This window comes from Paracoccus albicereus (genome assembly GCF_024359525.1).
GTDB classification, from domain to species: Bacteria; Pseudomonadota; Alphaproteobacteria; order Rhodobacterales; family Rhodobacteraceae; genus Paracoccus; species Paracoccus albicereus.
This window is the reverse complement of record NZ_JAKZEU010000007.1, coordinates 92,945-107,253: the sequence shown is the minus strand read 5'-3', so window position 1 is coordinate 107,253 and position 14,309 is coordinate 92,945. Positions and strand designations below refer to the sequence as shown.

At 63.4% G+C, this 14,309-nt stretch carries 10 protein-coding genes; 5 read left to right on the top strand and 5 right to left on the bottom strand.

Annotated features, from left to right (window positions below):
* Positions 1–7: 7 nt before the first annotated feature.
* Both MLD63_RS16610 and MLD63_RS16605 read right to left on the bottom strand, forming a co-directional pair.
* A complete protein-coding gene (locus MLD63_RS16610; protein ID WP_255331039.1) occupies positions 8–1,357 on the bottom strand; it encodes a tyrosine-type recombinase/integrase in 1,350 nt (449 codons plus the stop codon).
* A 165-nt stretch (positions 1,358–1,522) separates the two neighbouring features.
* A complete protein-coding gene (locus MLD63_RS16605) occupies positions 1,523–2,266 on the bottom strand; it encodes an ArdC family protein (protein ID WP_439957681.1) in 744 nt (247 codons plus the stop codon).
* A 232-nt stretch (positions 2,267–2,498) separates the two neighbouring features.
* On the opposite strand from MLD63_RS16605, the gene MLD63_RS16600 reads away from it, so the two are divergent.
* From MLD63_RS16600 to MLD63_RS16585, 4 genes are read left to right on the top strand one after another with little or no spacing between them, the layout of a single operon-like run.
* Entirely contained in the window at positions 2,499–3,092 is a 594-nt protein-coding gene (locus MLD63_RS16600; RefSeq protein WP_255331038.1) for a DUF6088 family protein, read from the top strand.
* On the top strand, positions 3,085–4,101 hold the full coding sequence (locus MLD63_RS16595; protein WP_255331037.1) for a nucleotidyl transferase AbiEii/AbiGii toxin family protein: 1,017 nt from the start codon (positions 3,085–3,087) through the stop codon (positions 4,099–4,101). Before MLD63_RS16600 ends, MLD63_RS16595 begins: the two co-directional genes overlap by 8 nt.
* A gap of 19 nt (positions 4,102–4,120) precedes the next feature.
* Complete coding sequence (locus MLD63_RS16590; protein WP_255331036.1) at positions 4,121–4,903, top strand: HamA C-terminal domain-containing protein; 783 nt, start codon at positions 4,121–4,123, stop codon at positions 4,901–4,903.
* Positions 4,890–8,396, top strand: a complete 3,507-nt coding sequence (locus tag MLD63_RS16585) for a DEAD/DEAH box helicase (RefSeq protein WP_255331035.1) — start codon at positions 4,890–4,892, stop codon at positions 8,394–8,396. The genes MLD63_RS16590 and MLD63_RS16585 overlap by 14 nt, the downstream gene beginning before the upstream one ends.
* 101 nt (positions 8,397–8,497) lie before the next feature.
* Here MLD63_RS16585 and MLD63_RS16580 read toward each other — a convergent pair whose 3' ends face one another.
* On the bottom strand, positions 8,498–9,850 hold the full coding sequence (locus MLD63_RS16580) for a tyrosine-type recombinase/integrase (protein WP_255331034.1): 1,353 nt from the start codon (positions 9,848–9,850) through the stop codon (positions 8,498–8,500).
* Between the two features lie 309 nt (positions 9,851–10,159).
* On the opposite strand from MLD63_RS16580, the gene MLD63_RS16575 reads away from it, so the two are divergent.
* Complete coding sequence (locus tag MLD63_RS16575; protein ID WP_255331033.1) at positions 10,160–11,137, top strand: aldo/keto reductase; 978 nt, start codon at positions 10,160–10,162, stop codon at positions 11,135–11,137.
* Here the strand turns inward: MLD63_RS16575 and MLD63_RS16570 are convergent.
* Both MLD63_RS16570 and MLD63_RS16565 read right to left on the bottom strand, forming a co-directional pair.
* Positions 11,134–13,224 carry a TRAP transporter permease gene (locus tag MLD63_RS16570; protein ID WP_255331032.1) on the bottom strand — a complete coding sequence of 697 codons (2,091 nt, stop codon included), beginning with the start codon at positions 13,222–13,224 and terminating at the stop codon, positions 11,134–11,136. The two genes, MLD63_RS16575 and MLD63_RS16570, sit on opposite strands and share 4 nt — an antisense overlap.
* A 77-nt stretch (positions 13,225–13,301) precedes the next feature.
* The gene (locus MLD63_RS16565) at positions 13,302–14,303 is read right to left on the bottom strand and encodes a TAXI family TRAP transporter solute-binding subunit (RefSeq protein ID WP_255331031.1); all 1,002 of its coding nucleotides are present in this window, start codon (positions 14,301–14,303) and stop codon (positions 13,302–13,304) included.
* Between the last annotated feature and the right edge of the window lie 6 nt (positions 14,304–14,309).

Genomic DNA, 14,309 nt, shown 5'->3' with positions numbered 1-14,309 from the left:
CGCCCGCTCATGCGCCCTGCGGTCCCGGCAGCAGTGCCAGCAACTCCTCGACCGCCGAATCCACCGTATCGGCGCGGGTCGCAATATGGTCGAGATAGATATAGGTGGTGGCGAGACTCGCGTGGCCGAGCAGGCGTTGCACCTGCTGCAGCGGGTCGCCCAGGATCGGCCGGTAACTCTCCATCGGCCCCGCCGGCAATGCGGCTTCGCGCAGACGCTCCTGGATCAGCAAGGCGAGCATATGGACCGCGAAGGTGTGGCGCAGCTGGTGCGGGCTGATCGACAACGAGAAACCATAGTCTCTACAGCGCTTGCAGGCGCGGGCGAAGATCACCTCCCAGGAATTGGGTCGAACGGGCTGTCCAACCTCGGTCAGCCATAGCGCCGCGGGCTCGCGCGGCGTTCCGTTCTCGTTGCACAGGATCAGACGGCATCGTTCTTCTGGCGTGCAGACATCGCGCATGCGGTCGAGACCGGCGTCGGTGATATGGATCGGCCGGTCGAAGCGCGCCGCGCCATCGCGCGCGACGAATTTGGCCGCGCCTGCCGCGCGCTCGACATCGATATAGGCCGCGATCTGACGAAGCAGCCGGCGTGGGACCAGAACACTTCGTCCGCGATCGCCCTTGGTGAGCGGCGGCGGCAGGCGCAGCCAGAGCTGCCGGGTCTGATCGCCGTGCAGGCCTATGGCCCCGAGATCACTGGTGAGCAGACCCGAGGCTTCTTCCAGTCGCAGGCCGGTCGTGACGAGCAGATCGGCGAAGAGCGCGTTGCGCAATCCATTCCGATCACGTGCGCCGGGGCGTTCGCTGCCGTCAGGCGCGAGGCCGCGCAGGCCGACCTCGCGGAAGATGCGGTAGTCGTCCATCGTGACGAAACGGACATCCGACCGCTTCGCAACACGTTCATAGGCATCGTTGCGCGCAGCGATCAAGCCGCGACGGCCACCCTGCGCCGGTCGCCACACGGCACGGCGGCTGAACGGTGCCTCGGCGATCAGCCCTTGCCGCTCGCCCCAGCGATAGAGGCGATCAAGGCTGGCGACGGCCCTGTTCCAGCTTGCCGCCGTGATCCGCTGACCAGCATCGTCGCGCCGGCGTGCGCGATGATAGGCCTCAACATCGTCGCGGGTCGCAGCCCATACGGTCTTGCCGCAGGCATCGAGAAAGCGAAGCCAGACCGTCACATCATAGGCCTGGGCGCGAAGCGAATGCCGCGATCGAATCCCCGATAACGGCAGGTCGAGAAAGAAGCGATCCAGATCGGGGTCGTAGAGCGCGTCGCCGCGCAGGATCAACGGCACATGCGCGTCGAGACCCCCGGCCTCACGGCGCTCGCAAACAGAAATGATCGACACCGGCGCGAAACCCTCCCCATGCCCCCACCCGGTGCACGCTTCGGCCCGGCAGTTCTCAGGCTGGCCGCCGCCAGCTCTTTGGTAAGCGCGGCGGCCAGCCTGAAAACTGCCTACCGTCGATGCCTGTCACCCATCCTACGGCAGGGTGGCATGCGGTGCAGACTGTCAAGATAAGGCCACCAGTTCTTCGAAGGCGTATTTCCTGGTGCCGAAGCTGCCCGAGAAATCCCGTCCTAAACGCGAGGCATGGCCTGTCGCGTGACCCATCTCGTGCAGGGCCGTCCGGTGCCAATTGATCGGCTCGAAATAGGCGGCCGGCGGCGGCACCTGCACATAGTCAAATGCGGGCACATAGAAGGCACGATCCCCGCCGATGCGGAAATCGATGCCGGTCGCTCGGATCAGCGCCTCGACCCGCGGCTCGATCATGCCGGGCGGCGGTGGCGGTGCCTCGACGGCGATGTCCTCGGGCAGACCCTCGCATTGCGCCGCGTTGAACACGGTAAAGCGCTTCAGGAACGGGATGCTGCCTGCTTTTTCGCCTGTTTCCCTGGCGCGGCACTTCTCGTCCTCGGGGGTGAAACGGTCGGCGTAGACCACGGTGGTGCCGCGCTCGCCCTTGCGGACATTGCCGCCGAGCGACAGCGCCTGGCGGAAAGTGAGCCAATGCTGGGTCGGATAGCCGTGCTGGACCACCGCGCCCCAGAGGATCAGAACATTGATCCCGGAATACTGCCGGGCGGTCGCCGCGTTCCTCGGCATGGCGAGCGGCGCTTTCGCCGCCGCCGTCCCCCAAGGCTGGACCCAGGGCAGCCGCCCGTCCTCCAGCTCGCCGATGATCTTGTTGGTGATGTCGTCGTAAAGATTGCTGCGGGCGCCGCCTGCGCGCGCGCGGTCCTGTCTGGCCATCGGAATATCTCCGCGACGGGCACCGGAAGCCTCTCTCCCAGTCCTCAACCCGTCACGGCAAACCCGTCCGCACTCTCACTCTCGGGGCGTTGCGGGGTGCCCCCGCAGAAGGGGTCGGCCGAGACCTTGGCTCGTCCGCAGGGGAAGGCTTTCCCCTCAAACTTTCCTCTGCCGGACACTCCATATTGAAAACTGTCAGAAAACCGCTTATGTTTCTGACAGGAGTTTTGCTGTGCAACATTTGACCGAACAGATACTGACCTATGCCGAACGGCTTCCGGAAGGAACGCCGCTGGCCGCCAAGAGCCTGCTCCATCTCGGCAACCGCGCCGGGGTGGATCAAGCTTTGTCGCGTCTTGCCGTACGCGGACAACTTATCCGCGCCGGACGAGGCATTTATCTGCACCCCATCAAGAGTCGGTTTGGCACGCGCGCTCCTTCGGTGGAGCAGGCGGTCGAGGCGCTGGCGGCACAACGGGGTGAGATCATCGTACCGAATGGCGCGGCAGCGGCAAACGCGCTCGGGCTGACGACGCAGGTCCCGGTTCGCTCCGTCTATCTGACCTCGGGTCGTAGCCGCACGATGACTCTGGGCAAGCAGCTTGTGGAGTTACAGCATGCGCCGCGCTGGCAGCTCGCCTTGGCCAATCGCCCGGCAGGACAGGCGGTTCGCGCTTTGGCCTGGCTCGGCCCTGAGAAGGCAGAAACGGCGCTCAAGACTCTGAAACGAAAACTACCACCGACAGCGTTTGGCGAGTTGGTGGCGGCTGCGCCGCAGTTTCCGACCTGGCTGGCCCGAAGCGTCGGCAAGGCTGCTCATGGCTGAGCCATTTCTGTCCTTGACGGCCCAGGATCGTCGCGACGCGTTGGGCGTAGCCGCCGATCGCTCGGGACGGCCCGCCCATCTGCTTGAAAAGGATGTCTGGGTCGTCTGGGCGCTTCAGACAATCTTCGGCTCGGCCTTCGGCGACCATCTTACCTTCAAGGGCGGAACGTCGCTTTCAAAGGCCTATGGCGTCATCCAGCGCTTCTCGGAAGATGTCGATCTGACCTACGATATCCGCGCGATAGCGCCCGATCTGGTGGGCGACAATGGTGAAGGCTTGCCGACAACGCGCAGCGAAGAAAGGCGCTGGTCCAAAACCGTGCGCCACCGGTTGCCGGAATGGATTTCCGCTACGGTGCAGCCATTGCTCGCCGAGGCCGTTGGCGCGCAGGGTGTTTCGGCGGTGACGCGGGTGGAGGGCGAGAAGCTCTTCATCGACTATGAGGCGACCTCCGCCGGCTCCGGTTACGTCGCGCCCAGCGTCATGCTGGAATTCGGGGCTCGCTCGACGGGCGAACCGGCCAGCCCGCGTAACGTGATCTGTGATGCGGACGGCATGGTCGAGGGCGTGACATTCCCGACGGCGACGCCTCGCGTAATGCACGCCGAGCGGACATTTTGGGAAAAGGCGACCGCGATCCACGTCTTTTGTTTGCAGCAGCGGCTTCGCGGGGAGCGCTTTGCCCGCCATTGGCATGACGTTGTCCGCCTGAGTGACGCAGGGATTGCCGATGCGGCTGCGGCAGATCGAGACCTTACTCGCGCTGTCGCACGGCACAAGAGCATGTTCTTCGCCGAGAAAGCGGCGAACGGCGCGCCTGTCGACTATGAAGCCGCCGTAAATGGAATGTTGCAGCTCGTGCCGGGCGGAGAAGCGCGTGCAGTGCTGGCCTCGGACTACGACCACATGGTCGAGGACGGACTGCTGCTTGAGGATGCCGAGCCTTTCGAGCAGCTGATCGAGCGATGCGCAGACATCGCCGGACGAACGAACCGCGCGGCGAGATAACAGGAACTGCGGGACAAGCGTGGGGTTATACGAAAGGTGGTGCGAAGCCACGAAAGAAAGGGACAAGCGCAAGCACTATTGGACCTATGCCGAAAAGGATGCCGGTCGCGACGAGTTCAGCGGCGACCTCGCCGAAACCATCCGCTCCCACTATGACCGGCTCGAGCGCATCGCCGAGGATGTGGAGCGGCTCGGCTACAAGTTCGCCGCCACGATCCTGAGCGAGGCGATGCCACAGACGGCCAGGGGCCGCTCCGGTGACCTCGGCGAAATCCTGGCGACGGAACTTGTGGAGGAAGAGATCGGCCTGCGCGTCCCTGTGCGCCGGCTCCGCTACAAGGACGGCCGAAACATGGCCATGCGCGGTGATGATTTCATCGGCGCCGGCTATAGCGGCCAGGACGAGAAACTCTGGCTCTTGAAGGGGGAAGCCAAAAGCAACAAGCAGCTTGGCAAATCCACCGTGACGAGTGCGCGCAAAGTGCTTGATCGCGACAATGGCCGCTGCACGCCGGACTCGCTGCTGTTCGTCGCCAACCGCCTGCTCGAGAGCAACGATCCCGACGAAAACGCGCTGGGACGTGATTTGCGTGACGAGGTGGGCGTGAAGTCACTGCGCGCCGATCGCATCGACCACATGCTTTTTACCGTATCGGGCAATGGCCCCCATGCCTCGCTGAAGGAAGACCTGGACGCTGCCGGGACCAATCGCGACCACTACGTCGTGAACATCCACATCGAAGATCATCAGGATTTCATCGCGGCCATGTACCAGGGGGCACAAGACCTTGGAGACGCCTGACGAACTGACCGTCTTCCTCGCCACCGCTACCGTTGACGGCATACTCGGCCGGTTGCTTTATCGTGGCGCGGCATGGTCGCTGATGCGGGAAGATGGCGTTTTGCCACAGACCGCGCCGGCTTTGGGCGCGACAATCGAAACCGATCTTGCCGAACACGGCTTCGCCCTGCTTCGGGCCGCCATGGCATTGCGCGCTCAAACCGGCGCATCGGATCTGACGAATAAGGCATTCGAGCGGGCCGCCAACGCCTTCGAGGCCCTGGTCAGAAACGGTGATCCCGAGGCGCCCGACCGCGGCTTTCGCCGCATGATAGCTGCTGCTGCCTATCACCTCGCCGGTTACTCCGCCGTCGCATATTCGCTGTTCAATGATATGGCCGAAGACCTGAACTCTTCGCCCGGAGAAGCAGCAATCCGCCAGCTCATTCTGCGTGATCTCGATCAGCTGCGCGGGTTCGTTCGTGACTGGCTTGACGACGAAGCGCACGGCGACGAGCAGATGGCCGAAGTGCTGGGCGGCGATGAGCCCGACATCGACGCCGTGTTGTCCACCATCGTGAATACGACGATCTGCCGGGCCTTGGCCTTCTTCGACTTTGCCCTGGAGACGGGCGAGGAGGAGCCGATCGACGTTGCGCGCGAGCTGCTGGCGACCGCCATCAGGCTCGCCGACAACGCCGGGAACGTCCCCCTGTGGTGGATATCGAACCTCTGCCGCCACTTGATCGATGATCTCTGGCAGCATTCGCTGCACCTGAACCTGCCGATGGAACCACCTGCGGGAGCGGAAGAGAAATATCCGGATCTCCGGCGGCTGTTCATCGGTTCGCTGTACGCCCGCAAAACCTCTGAAGTGGAACTATGGCCGTCCCAGCGCGAGGCGGCGCAGCGGTCCACCGACGTCACTGATGATCTGGTCGTGGCGCTTCCCACCAGTGCGGGCAAAACGCGCGTGGCAGAAATCGCCACATTGATGACGTTGTCCTCGACGCGCCGAGTTTTGATTGTCACGCCGCTGCGCGCCTTGTCAGCCCAGACCGAACGATCCTTCCGCAAGACCTTCGCGCCCCTCGGGTTCAGCGTCTCCTCGCTGTACGGCGCCAGCGGACTTTCGGCGGGCGACGAGGATGCCCTGCGCACCCGCGAGATCATCATCGCCACGCCGGAAAAGCTCGACTTCGCGCTTCGGAGCGATGCCTCACTGATCGATGACGTCGGTCTGATCGTTCTCGATGAGGGTCACATGATCGGACCCAGCGAGCGCGAGATTCGCTACGAAACATTGGTACAGCGCCTGTTACGTCGCGGCGACGCGGCCGACCGCAGGATCGTCTGTCTCTCCGCCATCCTGCCGAGCGGCGACGAATTGGACGATTTGACCGCCTGGATACGCTCGGATGAACCGGGTGAACCCGTGCGTTCCGATTGGCGCCCCACGCGACAACGGTTTGGCGCATTAACATGGCGCGGCAAGGACGCGCTTCTGCGGCTTGATCTCGACGAGAACGGTCCGTTCCTCGACAAATTCGTCAAGGAGAAACCCGCGCTAGGAAAGGAGAAAAACCCATATCCACGCAAGAACTCGCACCTCGCCCTGTTCGCGGCCTGGGAGTTTGCCGGCCAGGGTAAGCGGACCCTGATCTTTTCCACCCAGGCCAACTGGGTCGAGAGCTACGGCAAGCAGGTCATTGACCTGTGCAAGCGCGGCTATCTCGACTCGTTGCTGGAGGATGAAGCGCAGATCGCGCGCGCGTTGGAAGTCGGCAAGGAATGGCTGGGCGAGGACCATCCCGCGGTCGCCAGCCTGAAGGTCGGCGTTGCCATCCATCACGGCCGCCTGCCGAGCCCGTTCCTGCGCGAACTGGAGGTGCTTCTGTCCGATGGCGTGCTGAAAGTCATCGTCGCCTCGCCTACACTTTCCCAGGGGCTCAATCTCAACGCCGCAGTCCTTCTCGTCCCGGCGCTCTACCGGGCCGGTGAAAAGATCAAGGGCGAAGAATTCGCCAACGTCGCCGGTCGAGCCGGGCGCGCCTTCGTCGATGTCGAAGGCCTGATCGTCCATGTCATGTTCGACAAAACCGATTGGCGAAAGAAGGAATGGAAAAAGCTGGTCAGTTCCGCCAAGGCCAGAACCTTGAAGAGCGGCCTCATCCAGATCGTCGCCGAGATCCTTGAGCGCCTGTCGCGCGAGGGTGTGCTCGACCGTGACGATGCCTGGGAATATCTCGCCAACGCCCGCGAAGCGTGGAGATCACCCAATGAAGAGGCTGCGGTTGCAGAGCGCTTGGCCGCCACCGTTGAGTACGGCGCTGATATTGGTGACGATGATGAAGGCGATGGGGGTGTCGAAGAGGAAACCATCGACGAAGAGCCATTGTCGCAGCTTGTCGAACGGCTTGATGCGACGGTGTTTGGCCTGATTGAAGCGCTGGACGCTGATCGCGTCGATCTTCCGGAGTTGCTGGATGAGGCGCTCAGGGGATCGCTTTGGGCTCGCCAGATCGCTCGCGAGGAGGAGGGCGTCGCGCCGTTACACAAAAAGGTGTTCGAAGCGCGGGCCGACCTCATTTGGAAGACCACTACCGAGCAGACACGGCGCGGACATTTCGCAATGGGTGTCGGGCTCGAAGCGGGCCTCTCCATCGAAGCGATGGCCGACGTGTTGGCCGAACTGGTCGACCGGGCTGATGCCGCAACGATGAACGGTAATGTCGACGAACTCGCCGATGCTCTTGGCGGCCTGGGCGAACGCTTGCTGTTCATGCGGCCGTTCATTCCTGACAAGAGGAACGCGCTGCCCGCCAACTGGAAGGCAATCCTGCGCGCCTGGGTCTCCGGCGAGGAAGTTTCGAAGATCGGACCGCAGAACATGCGAGCGGTCGAAGAGGCCTTCACCTATCGATTGGTTTGGGCGCTGGAGGCTATTCGTACTCGCCGCATATCCCTTGGCTGGTCGCCGGAGACGGTGGCGGGCGGTGCGGCGACTGCTGTCGAAACGGGGGTTCCGCAGTTCATGATGGCGATGTTGATCCGCGCCGATCTGCCTTCGAGGAAAGCGGCTATGACCGCCATAAACGAGACCAAGCCGGTATTTGTGACTCCGGCGGAAATGCGGGCATGGCTCGAATCCGACGAAATCACAGTCTTCACGGATTTAGGGGATTGGCCGAAACCAGAAACGGCGGCGTTGTGGGCGAGATTTAGAACTGAGGCACTCAGCGGCGGGATCCAAAAATGGTCCGTCGAACGTTACAAGCGCTTGCTCGATGTCGCGGCCGCTCCGCCTGCAGGCCTTTATCGGATTGTTACCGACAAGGGGGACGGGCGGACCTGGCTCACAACTCCTGACTATCGGCACGTCGCCGCCTTTAAGAAGCCGGCGATGGACCCCAAGCCAAGCCTCTTCTCGGGGAGGCTACCGGGAGACACTAGGCTGGTGGATGCCGTACGCGTCGGCCGAGGAAAACTGCGTTGGCCGCCTGCCGATGCGTAGATGGGGGACGATAGCCATGCTCTATGCCTGATCGGGTATCCCCGGGCATCAGCATTGGTCTTCATTCCAACCGACGACGCGGCTCACCAGTGCTACCTCGGTCACGCGGCGCGACGCTGGTGCTCCTCGTTCGCAGTTTCCTCACGGGCACCCGCGAGAAAACGCGCTAGCGCGACTTTACGTGAATCGCGATCAAGAGCGTAGGCGGTCTGCCTGAACTTGACCCCGTCGAGCAGCCCTTGGATATAACCGGAGATCGTGTCAGCAGCCATGATAAGGGCCGTGTCGAGCGTGTGAATGTACTTGCTCGTGACCGTGCCTTTGGAGTGGCCGACCAGTGCGGCGATCGTGACTTCGGTGAACCCAAGATCATTGGCGACGCTCGCGAAGCTATGGCGCAGGACGTGCGGCGTCACATCAGACAGCGCGGAGTCTTTGAAAATTTGCCTCCAGTGGTTTGGGAAGCCGCCGAAGGCGTTGTCCTCGCCCTGGCCGGGAAAGACATACGTACCCGTCGCGGTCTTGCGGTGTTCTTCCAGATACTCGACCACAACAAGCCCGATGGGACGAACCGAGGCACCTTCCTTGCTGTCCACGAGACGCATGCAACTCGCGTCGGTGTCCGCTTCGGTCCACATGAGACCGATCATCTCGCTGCGGCGGCAGCCGGTAAGCGCGATCTGGCGAATGATTTCGACCGTCATTTCAAATTTCGGGGTCGCAGCCGCTTCGCGGAGAATCTCGCCCAGCATTCGATACTCGGCTTCGGTGAGACGACGATCACGCACCTTGTCCTTGGGCTTGCGGATGCCGTGTGCCGGATTGGTGGTAATGATCCCGGCTTCCATTGCATAGGTAAAGATGCCACCAAGAAGTCCAATCGTTCGTGTGGCCGTGCCGGCGCCGCCTGTTACCACGGCCTTGCCGCGTAGCTTCTTCGTCTTCACCGACACCGCGGTCTTGCCAGCCATGATGTCCTTCAAAACCTTGGCGATGTCGGCTTTCGCCAGGTCCTTAACCCGACGGCTGCCGATGAGCGGGATGATGTGTCGATGAATCCGACCGGTGTCGGAGACAATGGTGGTCGCCTTCTTCGGGCGACCACCTTTCCCGAGGATGAGACCGGCTTCGAGGTCCTTGAGATACATCGCGCACAGCTCTTTGACAGTGACTGCCTGATGATCGAGCAGGCGTTCCTCCGAGGGGTTATCACCCTGCGCAACGCGACCGAGCTGGACCTTCGCCTTTTGCCGCGCTGTCTCCGCCGTCCAGACGCCATGGAGACCGATGGTGTAGCGACGGGTTCGACCTGCGGCTCGATATTGGATAAGGTAGCTGCGTTTGCCGGACGCGAAAATGCGAAGACCGAAGCCAGGCAGCTCGTCGTCCCAGATGAAGTAGTCTTTCTCGCGGACAGCGGCTGCGTCTACGACGCGTTTCGTCAGCTTGGCCATTGCGCGGTTCCCCCTTGGAGAGCGGACTGTTTCCGCGGAAGCACCACGGAAGCAGCCGGATGAAAGTCGGAGCGAAGTTTCGGATATGGATTTCGGCAGGGGAGACCGAGTTGTCCATACTTTTCAAAGCATTGTCGTATCATAGCGTGTCCTAGCGTGCATTTCGGATAGCCAGGACAAATTGCTCCGAAGGCAGAGGCCAGAGGTTCGAATCCTCTCGGGTGCGCCAGCCCACCGCAATCCACACTTGCCGCATCCGACCCGTGCGGCTGTAATGCACGCGGCCATGTGGCGTTGGGAGAGTGAGGGATGGAAATGACACGGTTGGGCGACCTCAGGGTGCCGCGGATCGGGCTTGGCTGCATGGGCATGTCGACGGCCTACGGCACAAGGGATGATGCCGCGTCGACGACGGCGATCCATCGCGCGCTTGATCTAGGCATGACGATGCTCGACACCGCAGATGTTTACGGCAACGGTCATGGCGAACGCCTGATCGGCGAGGCGGTGCGCGGTCGTCGGGACGAGGCGATCATCGCGACCAAGGTCGGCAATCTCGGCCGCGCCGCTGCGCCGCGCAAGGTGGACGGGCGACCCGAACATATAACAGCGGGATGCGATGCGAGCCTTGGACGGCTGGGAGTCGAGGCGATCGACCTCTACTATCTTCACCGTGTCGATCCAGACGTTCCGATCGAAGAAACGGTCGGCGCGATGGCCCGGCTGGTCGAGGCCGGAAAGGTACGTCATCTGGGCCTGTCCGAGGCGGGACCGGACACGATCCGTCGGGCCGCGGCCACACACCCGATCGCGGCGCTGCAATCGGAATGGTCGCTGTGGTCCCGTGATGTCGAGGGTGGGATCATTCAGACCTGCCGCGACCTCGGCATCGGTTTCGTGGCCTATGCCCCCTTGGGGCGCGGCTTCCTGACTGGAACGATACCCGACGTGGACAGCCTGATCACCGAAGATCGACGCCGCGATCACCCGCGCTTCGCGCCGGACAACATCGCGCGCAACCTGCCATTGATTGACGTGCTGCGCGATGTCGCTGACCGACACATGGCCACCCCGGCACAGATTGCCATCGCGTGGGTCCTGTCACGCGGGCCCGACGTGGTGACCATTCCGGGTGCGAAGCAGCCCCGTTGGGTCGTCGAGAATGTCGGCGCGATCGATCTGGGCCTGTCGGCCGAGGACCTGGCCGCTTTGGAAGCAGCCTTCGCCCCGGGCGCTGCTTCCGGCAGCCGCTATCCGGAAAAGCAGATGGGAGCGCTTGGCATCTAGGCTGTTGAGGCGGCGCTTGGGCTTTGCTTGCGGCTCGCCGCCAGTTGACGCAGGGCGACTGGCGCCAGGATCAGCAGTCCAATGATGGTCGCGGGCCAGCTTGGTGCGACCAGCAGGATCGCGGCGACGACCAGCGCTGCACGTTCGATCTTCCAGGTCGGCGCGAACATCCAGCCGGTGATCGCCGCCGACAGCGACCAGATGCCCAGGACCGCGCCCGAGAAGGCAAGGAAGAAGGCAGGCCAGGTGAAGCCGTCGGTGACCAGCAGCAGCGAAGGCTGGAAGGCGAAGACGAACGGCACCAGCGCCTTGCCCATCGACAGCCGAAACGCAGTGTTGCCGGCCTTGAAGGCGTTGGCTCCGGCGATCCCTGCGCCGGCATAGGCCGCCATCGCTACGGGTGGCGTCACATCCGCCAACACGCCGAAGTAGAAGACGAAGAAATGCGCGACGATCGGCTGGACCTGCAGCAGGCCCAGCACCGGTGCCGCGACCGCGACCATGATGATATAGTTTGCGGTCGTGGGAATTCCGCAGCCCATCAGCACGCAGACGATCGCGGTCAGGATCAGGGTGAAGAGTAGCGTCAGCGTCTGCACGCCCATGATCTCGAACGGCAGGACAGCGAGCATGCTCGACACGCCCTCAGCCCAGCCGGCGGCGATGCTGGTCACCATGTAGGCGATCTTGAAGCCGACACCCGTCAGCGTCACGACCCCGATGACGACGCCGACCAGCGCGGCAGCAGCGGTGACCGACAGCGACTGCTTCGATCCCATGATGAAGCCGTCATAGACACCCGCTGCGGCAGCCTTCAGTCCATCGACGAGGCCCTTGGCGCGGAATTCCTGCCAGATCAGGACAAGAATGCAGGCGGTGATCGAATAGAAGGCTGCGGCGAAGGGCGTGCGGCCCGACAGCAGCACGGCGATCAGGATGATCAGCGGCAGGACCGACAGCCAGCCCTCGCGCAGGACCTTGAAGGCGTTGGGCAGCTCATCGGGGTGCAGGCCGCGCAGGCCGAGGCGCTTGGCCTCCAGATGGACCTGAACAAGGACGCCGAAGAAGTGCATGAAGGCGGGGACCAGGGCGGCCGTCAGGATCGTGGTCAGCGGCAGGCCCAGATATTCGATCATGAGGAAGGCGACAGCGCCCATGACCGGCGGCGTGATCTGCCCACCGGTCGAGGCGGCTGCTTCGACTGCAGCGGCGAAATGGCGACGATAGCCGATCTTGATCATGGCCGGGATCGTCAGTGCGCCGGTCGTCACGGTGTTGGCGATGGACGAACCAGAGATCGACCCCAGCAGCGCCGAGGACAGGACCGAAACCTTTGCCGGTCCGCCCGGATAGCGGCCCGCAAGCGCCGAGGCCACGTCGATGAACAATTGCCCCAGGCCGATCCGCGTGGCCATCACCCCGAACAGCACGAAGTGGAAGACATAGGTCGCGATGACGCCCAAGGCGGTCCCGTAGATGCCCTGGCTGGTGAGGTAGAGGTGATTGACCACGTTGGTCCAGCTTGCGCCGGGATGGACCAGAACGCCCGGAATATGCTGTCCAAACAATGCATAGCAGATGAACAGAATCGCGATCACCGGCAGCGGCCAGCCCATGGACCGGCGCACGGCCTCCAGCAGGACCACGATCAGGATCGTGCCCATGACGATGTCGGTGGTGTTCGGGTTGCCGACACGGAAGGCCAGTTCGCTGTAGATCCAGGGCACGTAGAAAGCCGCGATGGCGCCTGCGAAGGCCATGATCCAGTCGGCGATCGGCAGGCCGAGAACATCGAACGTCCCCCGGCGCGGCGCGCGACTGCCGAAGGCCTGGAAGGACAGGAACACCACGAACAGCGTGACGCCCAGATGCAAGCCCCGATGGACGGTTGCCTGCGGGATGCCGAAGCCGGCGGTGTAATAGTGGTAGCAGGCCAGCAGGAACAGGATGATGCCGGCCAGGACCTCGGTCGGGCGCGGCAGCGCCCTGAACCGCATCTCAGGGTCGTAATCCTGTTCGAGCTTGTCCAATTCCTCGGCGGTCAGCGTCGGGGCGTCGTCGTAATGCTCGGGCTTGTGGTCGGCCATGGCGCTGTCCTGCTGGGTGAAGTGATCGGCGTGCCACGGGCGCCGGCGGCGCCCGCAGCGGTGTCAGCGGAGCGAAATCACTCCATCAGGCCGGCTTCCTTGTAGAAGCGCTCGGCACCCGGATGCAGCGGCAGGCCCAGACCGGACAGCGCGTTTTCCTTGGTGATCATCTTGCCCTTGGCATGGCCCGCATCCAGTTGAACGCGGGTGTTGTCATTCCACAGCGCCTTGGTGATCTCGTAGATCAGTTCTTCGGGCTGGTCGGCCGAGGTGACCCACTGCGCGCCGACGGCGATGGTGGTGACGTCCTCGTCGTTGCCCTCGTAGGTGCCGCTGGGGATGGTGTCTTCGGAGAAGAACTTGCTTTCCATGACCTTGGCCGCGATCTCGCCCTCGATCGGAACGATCTTCACGTCATCCTGGCTGGCCAGTTCGGCGATCGCGCCGGCAGGATACCCACCGACGAAGAAGAACGCGTCCATCGCGCCGTCCTTCATCCGCTCGGCCGCCTGATCGGGCTTGAGGTATTCGGGCGTGATGTCCGCCTCGCTCAGGCCGGCAGCACCCAGGATCAGCTGCGCATCGACCAGCGTCCCCGAACCGGGCTCGTCCAGCGACACGCGCTTGCCCTTGAGATCGGCGACCGAATTGATGCCGCTATCCGCCGAAGCGACGAGGTGGATCGATTCCGGATAAAGGTTGGCGATCGCGCGCAGCTTGTCGGCGGGCGGTTGATCCTTCCAGATGCCGGTACCCGTCTGCGCCCAGGCGGCGACGTCACCCTGCGAGAAGCCCGATTCCAGCGTGCCGCCCATGATCGCGTTCACGTTGGCGACCGAGCCGTTCGCAGCCACGGCGGACGCGACCAGGCCCGGAACCCCGCACGAGCCGCCTTCTTCGCAGGCGCGCGAGCCCGGCGGCGACGAAATGGCGTTCGCGAGAAGGCCGCCGATCGGGTAATAGGTCCCGGCCGTGCCGCCGGTTCCGATGCGGAAGAACTGCATCTCCTGCGCGCTCGCGACGCCGCTGATGGCCATCAGCGCCGCGGTCGCAAGACCCATGATGCGTTTGTTGAACATGTCACG

What these genes read in the sequence shown, in the direction of transcription:
- MLD63_RS16605 (WP_439957681.1), bottom strand. Translation starts at nt 2,266, where the DNA reads ATGGCCAGACAGGACCGCGCGCGCGCAGGCGGCGCCCGCAGCAATCTT.
- MLD63_RS16595 (WP_255331037.1), top strand. Translation starts at nt 3,085, where the DNA reads ATGGCTGAGCCATTTCTGTCCTTGACGGCCCAGGATCGTCGCGACGCG.
- MLD63_RS16580 (WP_255331034.1), bottom strand. Translation starts at nt 9,850, where the DNA reads ATGGCCAAGCTGACGAAACGCGTCGTAGACGCAGCCGCTGTCCGCGAG.
- MLD63_RS16575 (WP_255331033.1), top strand. Translation starts at nt 10,160, where the DNA reads ATGGAAATGACACGGTTGGGCGACCTCAGGGTGCCGCGGATCGGGCTT.
- MLD63_RS16570 (WP_255331032.1), bottom strand. Translation starts at nt 13,224, where the DNA reads ATGGCCGACCACAAGCCCGAGCATTACGACGACGCCCCGACGCTGACC.
- MLD63_RS16565 (WP_255331031.1), bottom strand. Translation starts at nt 14,303, where the DNA reads ATGTTCAACAAACGCATCATGGGTCTTGCGACCGCGGCGCTGATGGCC.